Source organism: Shimia sp., from assembly GCF_039969785.1.
Lineage (GTDB): Bacteria > Pseudomonadota > Alphaproteobacteria > Rhodobacterales > Rhodobacteraceae > Shimia.
In genome coordinates this window covers 85,693-105,296 of sequence record NZ_JBDVNC010000048.1, presented here as the reverse complement: position 1 = coordinate 105,296, position 19,604 = coordinate 85,693, and the positions used below count along the sequence as shown (strand labels likewise).

The window sequence follows — 19,604 nt, the reverse complement described above, 5'->3', positions numbered from 1 at the left end:
GGGGTGTTAGCGTGCCTCGGCGCGTTTACGTTTGTTTTCAAATACTTCGACGCGGTTAATCCATCTGTACCGCGTGTCTTCCAATGTGGGCGCCCAGAATAAATAGCCGCCGTACCGCCACGGATCGAGCACGACACCTTCAAACATTGTGTCGCCAATTGCGCTGACAATGACTGTGCTGTGTTCGATCAGCAAATTGTCGGAATTGGCAATGGCGCGATGCAATTGCAGGGTCTGGAAATTCTCTTGCCGCAATCGTGCCTCAAGATCATCCGCCCAGTGCCAGCATAGTCCGCGCGGGCGATAGCCTTGGTTGACCTTGGTGTTGTGGATCAGGGCGGAATCAGTGACGCCATACTCTTTGCGCAGTTGTAGCGGATAGTCATAAGCGATGCGCGCCGCACGGCTGGCTTCTTCGGGATCGATGTCAGGGCCTAAAGCGGCAATTGTGCGCGTCAGACCAACAACGTCGCGTTGTTTGGCCTCTTCGGGCACCGAACAGGCCACAAGACCAATTGCAGCAAACAAAAACAATAACACACGCAACAATGTCAGACCTCCGGGGCGGGCAGCGGGGTGATTTCAGGCACTATACCGGTCTGAAACATATTAAAAAGAGGGGTATCAGGCGTCACGCGCAGCTTTTTCAACCAGACCGCTGACACCCTGACGCCGGGCCAGTTCAGCGAGGACGTCGTCAAAGGCGACATCGCGTGACTGCAGCATTACCAACAAATGGAACAGCACGTCGGCGGCCTCGCTGGTCAGTTTTTCACGGTCGCCTTTGACCGCTTCGATAATGGCCTCAACCGCTTCTTCGCCAAATTTTTCGGCGCACTTCTCGGGACCTTTGGCAAGAAGCTTTGCCGTCCAGCTGGACTCGGGGTCGGCGTTTGCGCGCGCGGAAATAGTGGCGACCAGATCGGTGAGAGTATTCATGTCAGCCTCATAGGGATACCGGACGCGATCATGTGGGCTTTGGCCTCTTGCACTGTGAATTCGCCAAAGTGAAAGATAGACGCTGCCAGAACGGCGCTGGCGCCGCCTTTGGTGACGCCTTCGACAAGGTGGTCAAGCGTGCCAACCCCGCCCGAGGCAATCACCGGCACGTTAACGGCGTCAGAGATGGCTTTGGTCAGGGGCAGGTTGAACCCGGCTTTGGTGCCGTCACGGTCCATGGACGTCAAAAGGATTTCGCCTGCGCCTTTGGCAACCACAAGTTTGGCAAACTCGACAGCATCAATTCCGGTAGATTTGCGTCCGCCATGGGTGAAAATTTCCCATTTTCCGGGGGACACAGTTTTGGCGTCGATAGCTACGACAATGCACTGGCTGCCAAATTGTTCTGCGGCCTCGGCGACGACATCGGGGTTGGCGACAGCGGCAGAATTGAAGCTGACCTTGTCAGCGCCCGCCAGTAACAGCTTGCGCACATCCTGAACCGTGCGCACACCGCCACCCACTGTCAGCGGGACAAAACACTGTTCTGCGGTGCGCTGCACCATGTCGATCATCACGCCACGGTTGTCATGGGTGGCGTGGATGTCGAGAAAACATATTTCGTCAGCGCCTGCGGCGTCATAGGCTCGGGCCGCTTCGACGGGATCGCCAGCATCGCGCAGGCCAACAAAGTTCACGCCTTTGACCACGCGGCCATCAGCGACATCAAGGCAAGGGATGATACGGGTTTTCAGCATTGCAAGCCTGTGGTTGCGGACGAAATTAGTCCATGTTTTACGGTGTCGACAGGTGGGATGCAATCACGCTGCTGCGCGCGCGATACGGCGCATCGCGTCGCGCACGATCAGCACGTGGAAGGGCATAACCACGGCAAGGTAGATGCGCCCCAATGGATTGTTGCGATGGACCCAGGTCGCCATGTGGATCAGACCGTTTTCACGCAGGACGCAAATTCTGAAATTCAGGTGTTTGTCATCTGTGCCAACCAGCATTTCATCGACGCTTTGATAGGTACATGGAAAGATCGCACCTTCACCAAAGCTCTTGGATTCAGTTTTGACCCCAAGGGGTTTCATGATGGTATTGCGTATTTTTAACAGAGCCTTGGCCCAGATCGGCATAGACAGACCAACCTCGATGGCGCGCTCGGGCGAGAGCGTGCTTTCTACGGCATAGCCATCAATGAAATCCCCGGGTTGTACGTGCTGCCACAACTGAGAGGTTTTTGGCAAAGACAACTTTTGAATACGGGACATGGGAGGCCTCCGGGGCGTTTGGAGATCAGGCTTTCATCACAGTCAACGCCTCGACAAGGTCAATCGCCCCGTCATAAAGCGCACGGCCCGAGATGGCACCGTTGAGCGGCGCCCCGCATGATCTGAGGTTGCGCAGGTCCTCCAGAGAAGACACCCCACCCGAGGCGATCACAGGGATGGATACCGCATTGGCCAGGGCCGCAGTGGCGGTGACATTGGGGCCTTTCATGGCGCCGTCGCGCATGATGTCGGTATAGATAATCGCCGCGACGCCTGCGTCTTCAAAGCTTTTGGCCAGACCAGTCACAGTGACGTTGGTTTCCTCGGCCCAGCCCTTGGTGGCGACAAGGCCATTGCGGGCATCAATACCGACCGCGACTTTGCCGGGGAATTCACGGGCCGCCGTGCGCACCAGATCGGGGTTTTCCACTGCCACAGTGCCAAGGATGACGCGGGCCAGCCCTTTGTCGATCCAGTTCTCGATAGTTTTCATGTCGCGGATACCGCCGCCCAGCTGAGCGGGCACTTTGGTTTGTTTCAGGATTTCCTCGACCGGTGCGGCATTCACAGGTTCGCCCGCAAAGGCGCCGTTCAGGTCAACAAGATGCAGCCATTCGCAACCGGCATTCACAAATTCCATCGCTTGAGCCGCTGGGTTTTCGTTAAAAACCGTTTCCTGTTCCATATCCCCATGTACAAGGCGTACGGCGTTACCGTCTTTGAGATCGATGGCGGGATAAAGGATCATGGCGGGCCTCTGGCTTGGGTATGTGGGGTTGGCGCGGTTTGGCATGCGCTTGCCGGAAATGCAATGTGACGACAGGTCAATCTTGATCCGATGTCGATGCTGGCCCAGACTCATTGCTAACGATCATTGGGAGGATCACCATGAAACAGACATTCCTTGCTGCTGCCGCGTTGCTGTTCGGCGCCTCTGTGGCGTCGGCAGACCCGGTTGAGGGCACGTGGAAAACCGCGCCGGGGGACAGTGGTGGCTATCTGCATGTCGTGATTGCGACCTGTGGCGCGGCGTTGTGCGGAACGATTGCACAGGCGATCGCGGCGGATGGCAGCAACACCGGCACTTATGAACATCTGGGTAAAAAGATGATCTGGGATATGAAAGCTGACGGTGGCGGTGCTTATAGTGGCGGCAAAATCTGGGCGCCGGATTCGGACAAAACCTATAAGTCTAAGATGAAACTGTCTGGCTCGAAACTGAACGTCAAAGGCTGTGTCGCTGGCGGTCTGATCTGTCGTGGTCAGGACTGGACGCGTTTGAAGTGATCTTCGTTTTGTAGAACTTTCGGTGGAGGCTTTGCCTAAAAAACCGGGGCAGGGCCTCCACTTCGTTTCGTGGACCTCAGGGCGTCCAGCGCAGGAAATTTCCAATCATGCGCAACCCGACGGACTGGCTTTTCTCTGGGTGAAACTGCATGCCCAGCATTGTGTCACGCCCGACGATGGCGGTGACATCGCCACCATAAGTCACATGCGCGATGCGGTCCTTGGCATCTGCGACGTGGAATTGGTAGGAATGCACAAAATAGGTGTGATCGCCGGTTTTAATCCCGTCCAGCACAGCATGCGGTTGATCGATTACCAGATCGTTCCAGCCCATATGCGGCACCTTCAGTGAGGTGTCTGACGGCGCGATTTTTTCGACATCGCCCGCCACCCAATCCAAACCCGGTGTTTGGGTATATTCATGACCGGTGGTGGCCATCAGCTGCATGCCAACGCAAATGCCCAAAAACGGGCGTCCCTTGGTCTCGACCGCTTCGACCATCGCGTCATAGATGCCTTTGTGGCCACGCAGTTCGGCGGCGCAGGCTGGAAAGGCGCCGTCTCCGGGCAGAACCAGCCGGTCAGCGCGCGCGACAATCTCGGCGTCAGACGTCACAATGACGTCGCCGCCATCAACTTCGCGGGCCATGCGCTGAAACGCTTTTTCCGCTGAATGCAGATTGCCTGATTCATAGTCGATAATTGCGGTCAGCATGGCTCGCTCCGTGTGCGTTCGGGACATCTGAGACGCTGACTATCCCAAAGCCCCGTCGGTTCCAAGCGAGGAAGCGGATTAACGGATATGCAGGATGTCGTGCGGTATCATGGGCTCAAGCGGGGTTCCGTCTGCGTCGGCGGCATGTTCACCGTAGGTTTTGAAACCAGCGGGCACCAATGTGCCGCGCGTGGCAGAGTCCAGAAAGATGTATTTGCTGTTCTCGGGTGAAAATTCGAACCAGTCGGGCGTGTCAAACACGCCGCCATAAACGCCCAGACGGTCGGGCCATCGGGCAAAAGTCAGGTGTGTCTTGGTTCCGCAATTGTCGCAGAAATGGACAAGGACCTCTTGTCCGCTGCCTGCAGAGATATGGGTGTAACATCGGGGCGTCCCCTGGATGAGAGCAAAGTCATCCAGATCAAAGATGGGTTCCACCATGCCCAACGCGCCTGTGGCGCGCTGGCAAAATTTGCAAAAACAGGCAGTGACCCAAAGCGGATCGGACTTTACCTGAAATCTTAAGGCGCCGCACAGGCACCCACCGGTTTGGGGCAACATGGGGTTTCCTCTCTGTCCCTGTTTGACAGAGAGGGTAGCATCAAAGGCGCCTCAGAGCGCGCCTTTTGTCGAAGGGATGGCGTCGGCCTTGCGCGGATCGGTTTCAATCGCTTCGCGCAACGCACGGGCGACGGCCTTGAATGTGGCTTCGGCGATGTGGTGGCTGTTGAAGCCGTGCAATTGATCCACATGCAAGGTGATGCCGCCATGAGTGGCAAAGCCCTGGAAAAATTCGCGCACCAGTTCCGTGTCAAAAGTGCCAATTTTCTGGGTCGGCATGTCGACATTCCAGATCAGATAGGGACGGGCGGACAGGTCAAGCGCTGCGCGCACCTGTGCGTCGTCCATGGGCAGGTGGCAGGCCGCATAGCGCCGGATACCCTTTTTGTCGCCCAACGCCTGAGCAAGCGCCTGACCCAGCGAAATGCCGGTGTCCTCGACGGTGTGGTGATCGTCGATATGGTAATCGCCTTTGGCGCGGATCGTCATATCGATCAGCGAATGGCGCGACAGCTGATCCAGCATATGGTCAAAGAAACCGATCCCGGTCTGGTTGTCATATACGCCGGTTCCGTCGAGGTCGATTTCGACGGAGATTTCTGTTTCTGCGGTGGTTCGCGTGACGCTGGCCTTGCGCATGGGGCTGATCCTTTGCCTGAGTGCGCCGTCCTTATAGGCAGGTGACCGGGCGGGGCCAAGAGCGCCCGTTTCGGGATTGTGCCGGGGGTGGCTTTTGTGCCAGCCTGCGGGCACATCGAAATGAGGTTTTCATGACCACCTGTGTCTTTATTCAGATCCGTTGCAAGCCCGGGCGCACGTATCACGTCGCTGAAGAAATTGCGCTTAAGGAAATTCACTCTGAGCTGCATTCCACCAGCGGGGAATATGACCTGTTGATGAAGCTGTATGTGCCTTCGGGTGAGGATGTCGGCAAATACATCAATGATCGTTTGCTGGATATTCCCGAGATTGAACGCACCCTGACAACGCTGACATTCAAAGCGTTTTAAGGCGGGACCAGAATGTGTGCGCCTTTGGCGCACGCTGGATATCTCGACATCGCCCTATGGGCGACATCTCGGAATTTGGCGTCTGGCCTCTGATCTCGTGATGTAATTTTTGCGGGTCATTTCGAAACGGATCGCAGTCAGGCGGCAGGCGTAGCGCAGGCGCCCCCGATCCAGGTGGCGCGGATGGCGCGGTCGTCACCCATCATCAGCGTGGGAAACACGCTTTCCCAAAATGTGTCTGCACGGGCGCTGCGTTGGGCAATGTCAGGCGTGGATTTGAGGTCAAGCACTACCAGATCCGCGTCGTTTCCGACCTGTAAGTTGCCGATCTTGTGCTGAAGGTGCAGCGTTTGGGCTGATCCGATTGTGGCCAGCCAGAGCAGTTGCGCGGCGTGCAGAGATGTGTGGCGCAGTTGGGCGACCTAGTAAGCTGCGGCCATTGTGCGCAGCATGGAAAAGCTTGATCCCCCACCCGTATCGCTGGCCAGTCCAACCCTGAGGCCCTGGTTGATCAGGTCGGTTGTCTGAAACAGCCCGGACCCGATGAACATGTTAGAAGTGGGACAATGTATCAGCCCGGCGCCGATGTCCTTTAGGCGGGCGCGTTCGCGGTCAGTAAGGTGGATGGCATGGCCGTAGAGCCCTTTTTCACCAAGCAGGCCAAACTGTTCATACGTATCTAAGTAGTCCCTTGCATTTGGGAAAAGCCCCTGAACCCATTCGATTTCATCGGTTTGTTCGCTGAGGTGGGTCTGCATCAGACAATCGGGATATTCTGCCCAGAGCTGGCCCAGCACGGCGAGTTGTTCCGGGGGGGAGGTGGGCGAGAACCGGGGCGTGATGGCGAAGGACAATCGGTCAACGCCGTGCCATGTTTCAAGGAGTGTCTTGTTGTCATCATAGGCGGATTGGACAGTGTCGCGCAGCCCATCGGGGGCGTTGCGGTCCATGCAGGTTTTCCCGGCGATCACGCGTTGGCCACGCGTCTGTGCTTCGGCAAAAAAGGCATTCACGGATTCGGGGTGGATGGTGCAGAAGCTGGCCATCGTTGTCACGCCATGTCGGGTGGTCAGATCAAGATAGGTGCGTGCGACCGCTGCCGCGTAATCGGGGTCCTGAAAACGCATTTCTTCGGGGAAGGTATAAGTGTTGAGCCAGTCGATCAGACGTTTGCCCCAACTGGCAATAATCCCGGTCTGGGGATAATGCACATACGCATCCACAAAGCCGGCGATGATCAGGTCTGCGCCATAGTCGATGATCTGCGCCTGTGGGTGCGCCTTTTTCAGATTATCCGCCGGGCCCAGTGCCGCAATTTGTCCCGCGCGCAAAAGCACGCCGCCCCGGTGTTCGTGGCGCGCAGCGGAGTCGGCAGGCACATCGAAAGGGCTGGCATCAAAGCCAAGAGTTTGTCCCAGCAGCAAAATCTCTTGCGTCATGGCGATCCGTGTCCTGTAATTGCTGCGGTCTGACACGTTAGCGCGCCTTTTTTGACCTGTAAATCGTCGCATCCCATTGAGTTTGTGGCCGGCTTTCCCCTATGGTCCGCGCGACCGGCAACAGGAGGGCGCAACATGACCGAAACACAGGATCAGATTGCCGCCGAAGCCGAGGTAGAAGACGACGCCTATAAGTTGGATCAGCGGACCGTTGCCAGAGCGCTGGATGCGGTGGAAACGGGCGACCGTCAGCAGTTGAGCGACGTGATGGAACCGCTGCACGCAGCGGATATTGCCGACATTCTGGAACAGATCAGCCCGGCCGATCGCCGCCGTTTGATTTTGCTCTACGATAAGGAATTTGACGGCGAAATTCTGTCGGAACTGGATGAGGGCCTGCGCGAGGAGATCATCGCGATCCTTAGGCCGGACGTTCTGGCCGAGGCGGTTCGGGAACTGGATTCGGACGATATTGTCGACATTGTCGAAGATCTGGATGAACCCCAGCAAGAGGCGATTCTTGATCAGCTTGAGGATGCTGACCGGGTCGCGGTGGAACAATCTCTGTCCTATCCGGAGTTTTCGGCAGGCCGTCTGATGCAGCGCGAAACGGTGTTTGCCCCTGAGCATTGGACGGTTGGCGAAACCATCGACTTTCTACGCAATGCCGAAGAGTTGCCGGAACATTTTTACCACGTGATTCTGGTCGATCCGAAAATGCGCCCGATTGGCAATGTCACGCTCAGCAAGGTGATGTCGACCCGGCGCAATGTGGCGATGGTGGACCTGACCGAAGAGCTGTTTCAGGTCATACCGGTCAATCAGGATGAGGCCGATGTGGCCTATGCGTTTAATCAGTACCACCTGATTTCAGCCCCGGTGGTGGATGAGGATGACCGTCTGATTGGCATGATCACCATTGATGACGCGATGGCGGTTCTGGATGAAGAACACGAAGAAGATATCCTGCGTCTTGCCGGGGTCAGCGACGAATCCAGCCTGAGCGACACGATATTTGACGCCGCGCGAGGGCGCGCAACCTGGTTGTTTGTAAACCTGCTGACGGCAATACTGGCCTCGTTGGTGATCGAAGCATTTGCCGAGACAATTGATCAGATGGTGGCGTTGGCGGTTTTGATGCCGATTGTGGCCTCGATGGGGGGCAATGCGGGTACACAGACAATGACCGTGGCGGTGCGCGCCCTGGCGACTAAAGATCTGACCACACAGAATGCGGTGCGCGTGGTGTGGCGCGAAGTTTCAGTGGGAGCATTGAATGGGTTGCTCTTTGGGTGTCTGATGGCGCTGGTGGCAGGGTTCTGGTTTGGCATACCGATGCTGGCGCTGGTGATCGGGCTAGCCATGTTGATGACCCAGATTGCTGCAGCGCTGGGTGGAATTGTGATCCCGATGGCGCTTGACCGGGCAGGGATTGACCCGGCGCTCGCCTCAGGGCCGTTTGTGACCACCGTGACGGATGTTGTTGGATTTTTCGCGTTCCTCAGTCTGGCTGCGGCCGTTTTGCTTTAAAGAGAGTTTGATATGACACTCGCTGACATCAAAGCGCAGGCCCGAAAGGATGCTTTTGCCAGACGCAAACAGGCGTTTGCCTCTGCTGGCCCGGGGCAGTCGGCCCATCTGTCCGAGGTGCTGGCCGGATATCGTGGTGTTGCAATGGCGGGCTATATGCCGATCCGTACCGAGATAAACCCGCAGGCAGCCATGGCCGAATGCGCGGCCCATGGCAAAGTGGGTGTTCCGGTCATTCAGGGTGCGGGGCTTGCGTTGAAATTCTCTGAATGGGAACCAGACGCGCCGCTGCGCGAAGGTCCGTTTGGGGCGCAGGTTCCGATCAAGGATCAGTTTTTTGAGCCTGAGATTTTGATTGTTCCGCTGGTCGCGTTTGATCTTAATGGTGGGCGGTTGGGATATGGCGGCGGGTTTTATGATCGCACGCTGGAGCGGTTGCGCGCGCGCCGGGCGACATTGGCGATTGGCTTTGCGTTTGAGGCGCAGCAGGCCGAAAGTCTTCCGCTGGAAATCACAGATCAACCGCTGGACATGATTGTGACGGAAAGCCGGATTGTTGAATTTGCATCTTAAGCCTCACCCGGTGCTTTGCGGCGCTTTTGATAGCGCCGCACGTAATCGCAGGTAAGCAAGCCGAAATGCTATGAAACCTAAGTCATTTTAGGCATGTACATCTGAACGGCTAAACATTTGAAGCGTAATTGTTAACGCCGTCCACCGCCGCCCGGACCGGCCGCTCCTGCGTTTGATGCGCGCGAGGCGTTGTAATCATAGTGCTCTCTGGCGTCGATTCTATTACCATTTCGCAAGTGGCATTTACCATCTGAGAAGTCGTCTTCTATGTGACGGCCTCCGGAATCGACGCAATATTGTGCGGCGGCGTTCGAATAGTTGGCTTCTGCGGGGGTATCTGAACAGGCGCTTAGCCCAAACAGGAGGCCGGCCGAAACCAGAGCTTTCATAGATACATGCATTTTCAGTACTCCCTTGTATTCAAATTAATGTGATCAGCATAACGGTCTGATTATATATGCAAGGAATGCAATTTATTATGCGTGATGCAGGGGAATTGATGGTCATTGATTGCGGTAATTTCATCTGGGGGTAGCCCGTGGGCAAGACGCAGTTACGATTTGACGCCACTATGCGGCTTTGATGGGCTATTGCGATATAGAATGACAGGAATACATAAGTTTCTAATCGGGCCATTCATTTTTGTGAAAAACTGAAAAATCTGAATGCGCCACTTGTCGTGAGGGATGAAGGCGGTTAGGCAAATTCCTCATGAAGATACTCTTTCTTGGTGATGTGATGGGCCGCGCGGGACGTGCGGCTGTGCAGGAGCGACTGCCAAAGCTGCGCGAGGCGTGGAAGTTGGATTTTGTCGTGGTTAATGGCGAAAACGCCAGCAATGGCATGGGCCTTTCGGGCGCACATGCCAAAGTCCTGCTCGAGTCCGGCGCGGATTGCGTGACTTTGGGCGACCATGCGTTTGATCAAAAAGACATGATGCAGTTCATTCAGTCTGAGCCGCGCATTCTGCGACCGCTGAACTATGCCAGAGGCGATGTGCCGGGGCGTGGGTTTCGTGTGTATGGCGCGCCGGGCGGGCGCAAGGTGCTGGTGGCGCAGGCATTGGGCCAGGTGTTCATGAAGCAGCCTTATGGCGATCCGTTTTCGGCCATGGATCAGGTATTGCGGGCGCATCCGCGTGGCGGCATGGTGCAGGCGGCCATCATTGACATGCATTGCGAGGCCACGTCAGAAAAGATGGGCATGGGCCATTTCTGTGACGGGCGCGCATCCCTAGTTGTGGGCACGCACACGCATATCCCAACCGCCGACACGCAGATTTTGCCAAAAGGCACCGGTTTTCAGGCTGATGCGGGCATGTGCGGAGATTATGACTCGGTGATTGGTATGGAAAAGACGGAACCGATGCGCCGGTTTGTCACCGGAATGCCCAAAGCCCGGTTCACGCCAGCGCTGGGCGAGGCCACGCTGTCGGGTGTTTATATCGAAACGGACGACCGCACCGGTCAAACCACACGCATTGAAATGGTGCGTCAGGGCGGACGATTGTCTCAGTCCGGTCCCGCCTGACATGACACGCACGCAGGGGATGCTTGCACTGCTGGTGATGGGCGCTGGCTGGGGGCTGACCCAACCGTTGACCAAGATTGCGGTGTCCGAAGGCTATTTGCCACTTGGGTTGATCTTTTGGCAGATGGTGATTGGTGCGCTGGGCATGGGGGCCTATCGGGTGGTCGCACGCAAGCCGATTACGTTGCCATTGCGATTAATGTGGTTCTTTCTGCTGATCGCCCTACTGGGCACAGTTATTCCTAACAGCTTTTCCTATCGTGCTGCGGCGTTTTTACCGGCTGGTGTCATGTCGGTTGTGATTTCGTTAGTGCCGATCTTTGCCTTTCCGATTGCTTTGTCTCTGGGCGTCGACAAGTTCAATTGGGTGCGGTTGGGCGGCTTGCTGGTCGGATTGGTCGGGGTGGTGATCCTCGCCGGGCCCGACGCGCTGCCGGACGCGGCGATGGCGATTTGGCTGCCGATCGCGGTTGTGGCGCCGTTATGTTACGGGTTTGAGGGCAACATTGTCTCTAAATGGGGCATGCATGGGCTGGGGCCAGGGCATGTGCTGTTTGGTGCTTCTGTTGTGGGGGCTGTTGTCGCGTTGCCATTGGCGATTGCCAGCGGACAGTTCATCGATCCCCGCACAGAATGGAATGCGCCTGAATATGCGGTTGTGGCGTCGTCATTGATCCATGTGGTGGTTTACACGTCTTATGTCTGGCTGGTGTCACGCGCAGGATCGGTCTTTGCCGCGCAGGTTTCGTATGTGGTCACGGGAACGGGCGTGCTGTGGTCAATGTTAATCCTTTCAGAGCGATATTCGATTTGGGTTTGGGGTGCGATGGCGCTTATTCTGGCAGGCATGTTTCTAGTCCAGCCCAGATCGCAGGACAGGGTTGCCCCTTAGGCGTGCATAAGCGATTGTAGTGTCAAACAGAATTCGGAAGAACGATGGACCTATTTGATTTTGGCCAGACGACACAGGCATTTCTGGCGCTTGGTGTTGTCGCGTGTATGTTTGCGCTGTTCATGCGCGAAGTTTACCCCACAGAAGTTGTCGCCATTGCCGGGGCGTCGGTTCTTATGGTGCTTGGCTTGCTGCCATATGAAGAGGCGTTGCATGTCTTGTCCAACCCGGCGCCGTGGACAATTGCGGCGATGTTTATCGTGATGGGGGCGCTGGTGCGCACCGGTGCGCTGGATTGGTTCACACAGCTTGCAGAAGCGCAGGCCGAGCGCAGCCCGGCAGTGGCAATTGGCGCATTGATGGCATTTGTCATGATTGCGTCAGCCTTTATGAACAACACACCGGTTGTTGTGGTGATGATCCCTGTGTTTGTGCAACTTGCGCGCAAGCTGAACATCTCTGCCAGTAAATTCCTGATCCCGCTCAGCTATGCAGCCATTCTGGGGGGCTGCCTGACCTTAATCGGGACATCGACTAACCTGTTGGTGGATGGTGTCGCACGAGCGCGTGGCATGGAACCCTTCACCATTTTTGAGGTCACACCGCTAGCTGCAATATTGGCGGTTTGGGGGGCACTTTACCTGCGTTTTGTTGCGCCCCGCCTGTTGCCCAGTCGGGACAGCATGGCGGATTTGCTGTCATCGGATAAATCAACCAAGAAATTTTTTACGGAAGCTGTCGTGCCTCCGGAATCCAACTTGATCGGCCGCGAAATTTTGGGGGTTCAGCTCTTTAAACGCGAAGGTGTACGTTTGGTCGACGTGATCCGTGGCGATGCGTCTTTGCGCCGAAATCTGGCCGAAGTAACGCTTCAGGTGGGTGACCGTGTGGTTCTGCGCACCAAGATGACCGAACTTTTGGGGTTGCAAAGCAACAAGTCCCTGAAACGGGTGGATCAGGTTTCTGCAGTCGAAACTGAAACGGTTGAAGCGTTGATCACGCCAAACTGTAAAATGGTTGGGCGCAAGTTGGGCGATCTGCGCCTTCGCCGTCGCTTTGGAGTATACCCGTTGGCAGCACATCGCCGGGATAAGAATATCGGGCGTCAGCTGGATGATCTGGTGGTTCAGGCGGGTGATACCTTGTTGTTGGAAGGTGCGCCCGAAGATATTCAGCGTCTGGCCAAAGAAATGAACATGCTGGACGTGTCCAAGCCGACTGACCGCGCCTATCGCCGCAGCCACGCACCGATTGCGATTGGTGCGTTGGCGGGCATTGTTGCGCTGGCGGCGATGGGTGTGGCACCGATCCTGTTGTTGGCGGTTCTGGCCATGGCGACCGTTTTCCTGACCCGGTGTATCGACAGCGATGAGGCATTTGGGTTTGTGGATGGGCGGTTGCTGGCGCTGATTTTTGCAATGCTGGCCGTGGCTACGGCGCTGGAAACATCCGGGGCAATTGAGCTGATCGTGCACGCGTTATCGCCGTTTATCGAAGGGTTGCCGCCGTTCTTTATTGTGTGGGCCATTTATCTGTTGACCTCTGTGCTGTCAGAAACCATCAACCACGCGGTTGCTGTGGTTCTGACACCGGTCGCGATTGGGATTGCCACATCATTGGGTGTCGATCCGCGCCCGCTAGTGGTGGCGGTGATGATTTCCGCAAGCGCCACTTTTGCCACGCCGATCAGTTATCAAACCAATATGATGGTCTATGGGCCGGGCGGGTATCGGTTTACTGATTTTCTGAAGGTTGGCATTCCGCTAAACTTGAGCGTTGGGCTTTTGGCATCTGCACTGATCCCGTTTTTCTTTCCGCTTTAGGGAACGAAGGCTCCCGCCAGCACGGCCGCCTGACGGCGTCCTGAGCTGTTGGGCCCAGCCGGGGGCGCTGCCCCCCCGGACCCCCGGAGTGTACCGAAAGAACGGAAAATTGATGCGGTGGTGGACAGCTAGGATGGGGACGGTTCAGGGAAAGAGAATTGACGCGAAAGTTGCGCAATTCTGGCCTTGGAATTTGCGATACGTTTGGTCGATCCGGAGGTAACGTATCGGGTATTGAGAGGAACCACCGCCCCGAAAACTGGGGCGGTGGCTTTGTATTGTTACTTTTTCTTCTTTTTCGGCGGCATGAGATCGGTGATTGTGCCTTCGAACATTTCCGCGGCAAAGTTCACCGTTTCGCTGAGCGTGGGGTGCGGGTGGATGGTATGACCCAGATCCACTGCATCCGCGCCCATTTCGATGGCCAGCGCCACTTCGGCAATCAGATCGCCTGCGTTGGGGCCAACGATACCCGCGCCAATCACGCGGTCATTTTCTTCGTCAAAAATGACCTTGGTGATGCCTTCCGAGCGGCCCAGAGACAAAGACCGTCCTGATGCGGCCCATGGGAAAGACCCTTTGCCAACTTTGATGCCTTCCGCTTTGGCTTGCGTTTCGGTCACACCGACCCAGGCCACCTCGGGGTCGGTATAGGCGACAGACGGGATCACGCGCGCGTCAAAGAAACGCTTGTGTCCGGCGCAGACCTCGGCTGCCACTTTGCCTTCGTGCACGGCCTTGTGTGCCAGCATCGGCTGACCCACCACGTCGCCAATGGCGAAGATGTGAGGCACGCCAGTGCGCTGCTGGGTGTCGACCGCGATAAAACCACGCTCGTCCACGCCAACTCCAGCTGCCGCTGCGTTGATCTTGGCACCGTTCGGGCGGCGTCCCACCGCGACAAGAAGCTTGTCAAACGTATCGGTTTTTTCGCCGTCCGGACCTTCCATCGTGACTTTGAGACCGGCATCGGTGGCTTCGACACCTGTGACCTTGGTTTTGGTCAGGATGGCTTCGTAGCGCGCTTTGATGTGGTTGTGCAAAGGCTTGACGATGTCTTTATCAGCACCTGGAATGATCTGGTCCATGAACTCGACAATGGTCACGTTTGACCCAAGCGTGTCATAGACGGTGGCCATTTCCAGACCGATAATGCCGCCGCCCAGCACGAGTAGCCGCTCTGGTACGTTTTCAAGTTCCAACGCGCCGGTTGAATCGATCACACGTGGATCGTCATGCGGGATGAACGGCAATGTGACTGGCTCGGAACCAGCAGCAATGATGCATTGATCAAAGCTGACGGTGGATTTGACGCCACCATTATCGACTTCGATCATGTTGGGGCCGGTGAACGTACCATAGCCGTTCACAACCTGCACTTTGCGGGCCTTGGCAAGACCAGCAAGACCACCGGTCAGCTGCGTGATCACGCTTTCTTTCCAGCCGCGCAGCTTGTCGATGTCGACGTCTGGTTTTGCAAAGGTGATGCCGTGATGCGCCATGTCTTCGGCTTCGGTCATAACCTTGGCAGCATGCAACAGCGCCTTGGACGGAATACAGCCCACGTTCAGGCAAACACCACCAAGCGCGCTGTCCTTTTCGATCAGGACAACTTTTTTGCCTAGATCTGCAGCGCGGAATGCAGCTGTGTAACCACCGGGACCAGAGCCCAGCACGACCACTTCGCCGTGTACGTCCCCGGCGCCCGATGCGGTGCCGGTTGCGGCAACCGCTGTCGGTGCGGCGGGTGCTGCGACCGCAGGGGCCTCGATGGCCTCTGCGGTCGCGCCACCGGCGCCTTCGAGCACAAGGATCAGAGATCCCTCGCCAACGTTGTCACCTTCGGCAACTTTGATTTCCCTGACCACTCCTGTGGCGGGTGAAGGCACTTCCATGGTCGCCTTGTCGCTTTCCAGTTCGATCAGAGGATCTTCGGCGGCGACTGTGTCGCCAACCGAGACCAAAATCGAAACAACAGGAACTTCGGAGAAGTCGCCAATATCGGGTACTTTAACTTCCATTGGTCTGTCTCCTTACCACATCAACTTGCGCATATCGCCGAGCAGATTTTTGAGCGTCACGCAGAAGCGTGCGGCCAAAGCTCCGTCAACGGCGCGGTGGTCATAGCTGAGGCTGAGCGGTTGCATCAGACGCGGCACAAATTCCTCACCGTTCCAGACCGGCGCCATTTTCGAACGTGTCAGCCCAAGGATCGCCACTTCGGGTGCATTCACGATGGGCGTGAACGATGTCCCGCCAATGCCGCCAAGCGACGAAATGGTGAACGTCGCGCCCTGCATGTCAGGACCTTTCAGCTCGCCGGCACGTGCCTTGGCAGAAAGCTCCATCAACTCTTTGGAGATGTCGACCAGACCTTTGCGGTCCGCATCCTTGATCACCGGCACCATAAGCCCGTTAGGCGTGTCTGCGGCAAAACCAATGTTATAAAAGGACTTCTTGATCAGCTTGTCGCCGTCCGGGTGGATCGAAGAGTTGAATTCCCAGTGGGTTTTCAAGGCGCTGACCGAAGCTTTGATAACAAAGCTCAGCAAGGTAACGCGATAGCCGTTCTCTTTGGCCATGTTGTCCATTTCCTTGCGGTACTTGTCCAGATCGGTGATGTCGGCCTCGTCATTATGGGTGACATGCGGCACGTTCAGCCAGGAGCGAAGCAATGCCGGACCCGAGATCTTTTTGATCCGGGGCATTTCGACATCTTCCACGGGCCCGAATTTCGAGAAATCGACAACCGGGATTGGTGGGATCCCCATACCGCCCGAAGCCGCGCCCGCCTGGGCCGGGGCCGCAGCGGTTGACGATTTCAGGAATCCAGTGACGTCTTCGCGCAGAATACGTCCCTTGCGACCTGTGCCATTGACCTTGTTCAGATCAATGTCCAGCTGGCGGGCAAAGGCACGCACCGAAGGCGACGCGTGGGCTTTACCAAATCCGGCATCTGTCACGGCCGGGGCAGGCGCCGCCGGAGCTGCTGGTGCGGCCGGCGCTGCAGCAGCAGGGGCGGCAGCGGCAGGGGCCGCCTCGACGGGGGCCTCTGCCGCGCCTTCTCCCTCGACAAGCAGCAAGAGGGAGCCTTCGGAGACCATATCGCCTTCGGCAATTTTGATCTCGACCACTTTACCGGCCGTGGATGATGGCACTTCCATCGTGGCTTTGTCGCTTTCCAGTTCGACAATCGGGTCTTCAACCGCGATCACGTCACCGACGCTGACCAGAATGGTGACAACCGGTACTTCCGAAAAATCACCAATATCGGGAACTTTTACTTCTACAGTCATATTAAATCCTCCTTACGTCCCGATCACACCAGGCGCGGGTTCGGCTTGGCGCCGTCGATGTCATATTTGGCAAGCGCTGTTTCCAGCACTTTCTTGGTGATGCTGCCGTCGCGATAAAGGTCGACCATTGCGGCGGCGGCGATGTGGTTTGCGTCAACTTCAAAGAACCGGCGCAGATTGACCCGGCTGTCCGAGCGGCCATATCCGTCTGTGCCCAAAACCGTGTAACGGCCCGGAACGCAGGCGCGGATTTGCTCTGCATAGTTCTTCATATAGTCGGTGGCCGCGATGACAGGGCCTTTGGCCTTGCTCAACTGCTGCGTCACAAACGAAGTTTTCGGCTCTTCGGTCGGGTTCAGACGGTTCCAGCGGGCCACGTCCTGACAATCGCGTGCCAGTTCGTTAAAGCTGGTGGCTGACCAGATTTCCGAAGTGACGCCAAAGTCTTCCTGCAGCATTTCCGCAGCTTTGACCGCCTGCACCAGAATGGTGCCCGATCCCATCAGCGTGACGTGCTTTTTGGTTGGCTTTTTGACGTCCTGGAACCGGTAGAGACCTTTGATGATCTCGTCTTCGACACCCATTGGCATATCGGGATGCGCATAGTTTTCGTTCATCAAAGTCAGGTAGAAATAGACGTCTTCCTGATCCTGATACATGCGCTTCATGCCATGTTGCAGAATGACGGCGACTTCGTATTGATAGGTCGGGTCATAACTGATGCAGTTCGGGATGGTGCCGGCCAGAATGTGGCTGTGACCATCTTCGTGTTGCAGACCTTCGCCGTTCAGCGTCGTACGTCCGGCGGTGCCGCCCAACATAAACCCACGAGCGCGGCTGTCGCCTGCGGCCCAGGCCAGATCGCCAATGCGCTGGAACCCGAACATCGAATAGTAGATGAAGAACGGGATCATCGGGACGCCGTGGTTTGAATAGGACGTCGCCGCCGCAATCCAGTCTGCCATGGCACCGGCTTCGTTGATGCCTTCCTGAAGAACCTGACCGTCGATTTTCTCTTTGTAGAACATCATCTGATCGGCATCTTCGGGCGTATAGTTCTGACCTTTCGGGTTGTAGATACCCACCGAGCGGAACAGACCTTCCATACCAAAGGTGCGGCTTTCATCCGGCACAATCGGCACGATGTTTTTGCCGATTTTCTTGTCACGCAAAAGCGTGGTCAGAATGCGGACAAAGGCCATTGTGGTCGAGATTTCGCGCTCGCCTGTGCCTTTGAGCTGGGTTTCGAACCGTTCAAGGCCGGGGATTTCCAGAGACGGGGCATCGCTGAACCGTTTGGGGAATTCTCCGCCAAGTTCTTTGCGACGGTCCGCCAGATAGGATTTCTGAGCATTGTTCAGTTTAACAAAAGGCGCTTTGGGCAGGTCTTCGTCGCTGACCGGGATCTGGAAGCGATCGCGGAAAGCACGAAGCTGATCTTCGGCCATTTTCTTTTGTTGGTGGGTGGTGTTCTGGCCTTCGCCGGCAGACCCCATACCATACCCTTTGACGGTTTTGACCAACAGACAGGTCGGTTGATCCTTGGTATCGGTGGCGCGTTTGAATGCGGTGTACACCTTTTCGGGATCGTGACCACCACGGCGCAGGGCCCAGATCTGATCATCGGTCCAGTCTTCGACCAGTTTAGCGGTTTCCGGGTACTTCCCAAAGAAGTGTTCGCGGATATAGGCGCCGTCCTTGGCTTTGAAGGTCTGATAGTCACCGTCGACGGTTTCATCCATCAACTGGCGCAGTTTGCCCGAGGTGTCTTTTTCCAAAAGCTGATCCCAGCCTTTGCCCCAGAGCAGTTTGATCACGTTCCAGCCAGCACCACGGAAGTCGCCTTCCAGTTCCTGAACAATCTTGTGGTTGCCGCGAACCGGGCCATCCAGACGTTGCAGGTTGCAGTTGATCACAAAGATCAGGTTGTCGAGACCTTCGCGTACTGCCAGATCGATGGCGCCGCGCGATTCAGGTTCGTCCATTTCGCCGTCACCAAGGAAACACCAGACCTTGCGGTCGGCCATGTCGATGTGACCACGGTTGTGCATGTATTTCATGAACCGCGCCTGATAGATCGCCATCAGCGGGCCAAGACCCATCGAAACGGTTGGGAACTGCCAGTAATCAGGCATCAACCAGGGGTGTGGGTAAGACGAAAGACCACCGCCGCCAACTTCGGAGCGGAAATTTTCAAGCTGTTCTTCGCTCAGGCGACCTTCCATAAAGGAACGGGCGTAGATGCCGGGGATGACATGGCCCTGAAAGAAGACCAGGTCGCCGCCATGAATCGCGGACTTGGCGCGCCAGAAATGGTTCAAGCCTATATCATACATCACAGCAGAAGAGGCAAAGGACGCAATGTGCCCGCCATATTCTGAAGAGACTTTATTGCGGCGCACGACGGTTGCCATCGCGTTCCAGCGGTTGATGGTACGGATGCGCCATTCCATTTCCTGATCGCCGGGTACAGCAATCTGTTCATCGGAAGGAATTGTGTTCTGATAAGGGGTTGTGGATGAAAACGGCAGGTTTGCACCGGCAGCGCGCGCTTGCTGAACAGCTTTGTCCAACAGATAATGTGCGCGATCGGCACCGTCGCGGGCAATTACATCCTCGACAGCTTCCTGCCATTCGCGGCTTTCAATAGGGTCGGTATCTTCGAATTGGTTCGCCATTAACAGCGTCCTCCTCCAGGTTGACGTAGCATTGCGATCTTATAGTTTAATATT

General features: G+C 56.4%; 19 protein-coding genes and 1 pseudogene. 7 read left to right on the top strand and 13 right to left on the bottom strand.

Annotated elements, in window-relative coordinates:
* Positions 1–6 precede the first annotated feature (6 nt).
* From ABJI08_RS21360 to hisA, 5 genes are all read right to left on the bottom strand, one after another.
* On the bottom strand, positions 7–540 hold the full coding sequence (locus tag ABJI08_RS21360; protein WP_348404020.1) for a hypothetical protein: 534 nt from the start codon (positions 538–540) through the stop codon (positions 7–9).
* 84 nt (positions 541–624) lie between these two features.
* Positions 625–939, bottom strand: coding sequence for a phosphoribosyl-ATP diphosphatase (locus tag ABJI08_RS21355; protein WP_348403872.1), 315 nt, complete (start codon positions 937–939; stop codon positions 625–627).
* Positions 936–1,697 (bottom strand): imidazole glycerol phosphate synthase subunit HisF, encoded by a 762-nt coding sequence (gene hisF, locus ABJI08_RS21350; RefSeq protein WP_348403871.1) that lies wholly within the window; start codon positions 1,695–1,697, stop codon positions 936–938. Before hisF ends, ABJI08_RS21355 begins: the two co-directional genes overlap by 4 nt.
* A gap of 63 nt (positions 1,698–1,760) precedes the next feature.
* The gene (locus ABJI08_RS21345) at positions 1,761–2,216 is read right to left on the bottom strand and encodes a DUF2867 domain-containing protein (protein ID WP_348403870.1); all 456 of its coding nucleotides are present in this window, start codon (positions 2,214–2,216) and stop codon (positions 1,761–1,763) included.
* A gap of 25 nt (positions 2,217–2,241) precedes the next feature.
* Positions 2,242–2,964 (bottom strand): 1-(5-phosphoribosyl)-5-[(5-phosphoribosylamino)methylideneamino]imidazole-4-carboxamide isomerase, encoded by a 723-nt coding sequence (hisA, locus tag ABJI08_RS21340; protein WP_348403869.1) that lies wholly within the window; start codon positions 2,962–2,964, stop codon positions 2,242–2,244.
* A 140-nt stretch (positions 2,965–3,104) separates the two neighbouring features.
* Between hisA and ABJI08_RS21335 the strand changes: the two genes are divergently transcribed.
* Complete coding sequence (locus ABJI08_RS21335; protein WP_348403868.1) at positions 3,105–3,503, top strand: DUF2147 domain-containing protein; 399 nt, start codon at positions 3,105–3,107, stop codon at positions 3,501–3,503.
* A gap of 76 nt (positions 3,504–3,579) precedes the next feature.
* Here ABJI08_RS21335 and hisH read toward each other — a convergent pair whose 3' ends face one another.
* The 3 genes from hisH to hisB form a co-directional block, all read right to left on the bottom strand.
* Positions 3,580–4,218, bottom strand: a complete 639-nt coding sequence (hisH, locus tag ABJI08_RS21330) for an imidazole glycerol phosphate synthase subunit HisH (protein ID WP_348403867.1) — start codon at positions 4,216–4,218, stop codon at positions 3,580–3,582.
* A 78-nt stretch (positions 4,219–4,296) separates the two neighbouring features.
* Positions 4,297–4,779, bottom strand: a complete 483-nt coding sequence (locus ABJI08_RS21325; RefSeq protein ID WP_348403866.1) for a GFA family protein — start codon at positions 4,777–4,779, stop codon at positions 4,297–4,299.
* 51 nt (positions 4,780–4,830) lie between these two features.
* Entirely contained in the window at positions 4,831–5,418 is a 588-nt protein-coding gene (hisB, locus tag ABJI08_RS21320) for an imidazoleglycerol-phosphate dehydratase HisB (protein ID WP_348403865.1), read from the bottom strand.
* 131 nt (positions 5,419–5,549) lie between these two features.
* On the opposite strand from hisB, the gene ABJI08_RS21315 reads away from it, so the two are divergent.
* Entirely contained in the window at positions 5,550–5,789 is a 240-nt protein-coding gene (locus tag ABJI08_RS21315) for an Lrp/AsnC ligand binding domain-containing protein (protein ID WP_348403864.1), read from the top strand.
* Between the two features lie 137 nt (positions 5,790–5,926).
* Here ABJI08_RS21315 and guaD read toward each other — a convergent pair.
* Positions 5,927–7,228, bottom strand: a pseudogene (gene guaD / locus ABJI08_RS21310) (guanine deaminase).
* Between the two features lie 135 nt (positions 7,229–7,363).
* Between guaD and mgtE the strand changes: the two are divergent.
* Together mgtE and ABJI08_RS21300 are read left to right on the top strand one after the other, a co-directional pair.
* Positions 7,364–8,758: a magnesium transporter gene (mgtE, locus tag ABJI08_RS21305; RefSeq protein ID WP_348403863.1), complete on the top strand. Its 1,395-nt coding sequence runs from the start codon at positions 7,364–7,366 to the stop codon at positions 8,756–8,758.
* Positions 8,759–8,770: 12 nt separating this feature from the next.
* Positions 8,771–9,331 carry a 5-formyltetrahydrofolate cyclo-ligase gene (locus ABJI08_RS21300; protein ID WP_348403862.1) on the top strand — a complete coding sequence of 187 codons (561 nt, stop codon included), beginning with the start codon at positions 8,771–8,773 and terminating at the stop codon, positions 9,329–9,331.
* A 131-nt stretch (positions 9,332–9,462) separates the two neighbouring features.
* Here the strand turns inward: ABJI08_RS21300 and ABJI08_RS21295 are convergent, their stop codons facing one another.
* Complete coding sequence (locus ABJI08_RS21295) at positions 9,463–9,720, bottom strand: DUF333 domain-containing protein (RefSeq protein WP_348403861.1); 258 nt, start codon at positions 9,718–9,720, stop codon at positions 9,463–9,465.
* A 322-nt stretch (positions 9,721–10,042) separates the two neighbouring features.
* Here ABJI08_RS21295 and ABJI08_RS21290 point away from each other — a divergent pair, with 322 nt between their 5' ends.
* From ABJI08_RS21290 to ABJI08_RS21280, 3 genes are read left to right on the top strand one after another with little or no spacing between them, the layout of a single operon-like run.
* The gene (locus ABJI08_RS21290; protein WP_348403860.1) at positions 10,043–10,861 is read left to right on the top strand and encodes a TIGR00282 family metallophosphoesterase; all 819 of its coding nucleotides are present in this window, start codon (positions 10,043–10,045) and stop codon (positions 10,859–10,861) included.
* A gap of 1 nt (position 10,862) precedes the next feature.
* The gene (locus ABJI08_RS21285) at positions 10,863–11,753 is read left to right on the top strand and encodes a DMT family transporter (protein WP_348403859.1); all 891 of its coding nucleotides are present in this window, start codon (positions 10,863–10,865) and stop codon (positions 11,751–11,753) included.
* 44 nt (positions 11,754–11,797) lie between these two features.
* Positions 11,798–13,576 carry an SLC13 family permease gene (locus tag ABJI08_RS21280; RefSeq protein WP_348403858.1) on the top strand — a complete coding sequence of 593 codons (1,779 nt, stop codon included), beginning with the start codon at positions 11,798–11,800 and terminating at the stop codon, positions 13,574–13,576.
* A gap of 281 nt (positions 13,577–13,857) precedes the next feature.
* Here ABJI08_RS21280 and lpdA read toward each other — a convergent pair whose 3' ends face one another.
* From lpdA to aceE, 3 genes are read right to left on the bottom strand one after another with little or no spacing between them, the layout of a single operon-like run.
* Positions 13,858–15,597, bottom strand: coding sequence for a dihydrolipoyl dehydrogenase (lpdA, locus tag ABJI08_RS21275; RefSeq protein WP_348403857.1), 1,740 nt, complete (start codon positions 15,595–15,597; stop codon positions 13,858–13,860).
* 12 nt (positions 15,598–15,609) lie between these two features.
* A complete protein-coding gene (locus tag ABJI08_RS21270; protein ID WP_348403856.1) occupies positions 15,610–16,872 on the bottom strand; it encodes a 2-oxo acid dehydrogenase subunit E2 in 1,263 nt (420 codons plus the stop codon).
* Positions 16,873–16,895: 23 nt separating this feature from the next.
* Complete coding sequence (gene aceE / locus ABJI08_RS21265) at positions 16,896–19,550, bottom strand: pyruvate dehydrogenase (acetyl-transferring), homodimeric type (protein ID WP_348403855.1); 2,655 nt, start codon at positions 19,548–19,550, stop codon at positions 16,896–16,898.
* Positions 19,551–19,604 lie beyond the last annotated feature (54 nt).

Bases quoted from the DNA above. Each gene is read 5' to 3' on its own strand.
- ABJI08_RS21355 (WP_348403872.1), bottom strand. From the start codon at position 939: ATGAATACTCTCACCGATCTGGTCGCCACTATTTCCGCGCGCGCAAAC.
- hisF (WP_348403871.1), bottom strand. From the start codon at position 1,697: ATGCTGAAAACCCGTATCATCCCTTGCCTTGATGTCGCTGATGGCCGC.
- ABJI08_RS21345 (WP_348403870.1), bottom strand. From the start codon at position 2,216: ATGTCCCGTATTCAAAAGTTGTCTTTGCCAAAAACCTCTCAGTTGTGG.
- hisA (WP_348403869.1), bottom strand. From the start codon at position 2,964: ATGATCCTTTATCCCGCCATCGATCTCAAAGACGGTAACGCCGTACGC.
- ABJI08_RS21335 (WP_348403868.1), top strand. From the start codon at position 3,105: ATGAAACAGACATTCCTTGCTGCTGCCGCGTTGCTGTTCGGCGCCTCT.
- hisH (WP_348403867.1), bottom strand. From the start codon at position 4,218: ATGCTGACCGCAATTATCGACTATGAATCAGGCAATCTGCATTCAGCG.
- ABJI08_RS21325 (WP_348403866.1), bottom strand. From the start codon at position 4,779: ATGTTGCCCCAAACCGGTGGGTGCCTGTGCGGCGCCTTAAGATTTCAG.
- hisB (WP_348403865.1), bottom strand. From the start codon at position 5,418: ATGCGCAAGGCCAGCGTCACGCGAACCACCGCAGAAACAGAAATCTCC.
- ABJI08_RS21315 (WP_348403864.1), top strand. From the start codon at position 5,550: ATGACCACCTGTGTCTTTATTCAGATCCGTTGCAAGCCCGGGCGCACG.
- mgtE (WP_348403863.1), top strand. From the start codon at position 7,364: ATGACCGAAACACAGGATCAGATTGCCGCCGAAGCCGAGGTAGAAGAC.
- ABJI08_RS21300 (WP_348403862.1), top strand. From the start codon at position 8,771: ATGACACTCGCTGACATCAAAGCGCAGGCCCGAAAGGATGCTTTTGCC.
- ABJI08_RS21295 (WP_348403861.1), bottom strand. From the start codon at position 9,720: ATGAAAGCTCTGGTTTCGGCCGGCCTCCTGTTTGGGCTAAGCGCCTGT.
- ABJI08_RS21290 (WP_348403860.1), top strand. From the start codon at position 10,043: ATGAAGATACTCTTTCTTGGTGATGTGATGGGCCGCGCGGGACGTGCG.
- ABJI08_RS21285 (WP_348403859.1), top strand. From the start codon at position 10,863: ATGACACGCACGCAGGGGATGCTTGCACTGCTGGTGATGGGCGCTGGC.
- ABJI08_RS21280 (WP_348403858.1), top strand. From the start codon at position 11,798: ATGGACCTATTTGATTTTGGCCAGACGACACAGGCATTTCTGGCGCTT.
- lpdA (WP_348403857.1), bottom strand. From the start codon at position 15,597: ATGGAAGTTAAAGTACCCGATATTGGCGACTTCTCCGAAGTTCCTGTT.
- ABJI08_RS21270 (WP_348403856.1), bottom strand. From the start codon at position 16,872: ATGACTGTAGAAGTAAAAGTTCCCGATATTGGTGATTTTTCGGAAGTA.
- aceE (WP_348403855.1), bottom strand. From the start codon at position 19,550: ATGGCGAACCAATTCGAAGATACCGACCCTATTGAAAGCCGCGAATGG.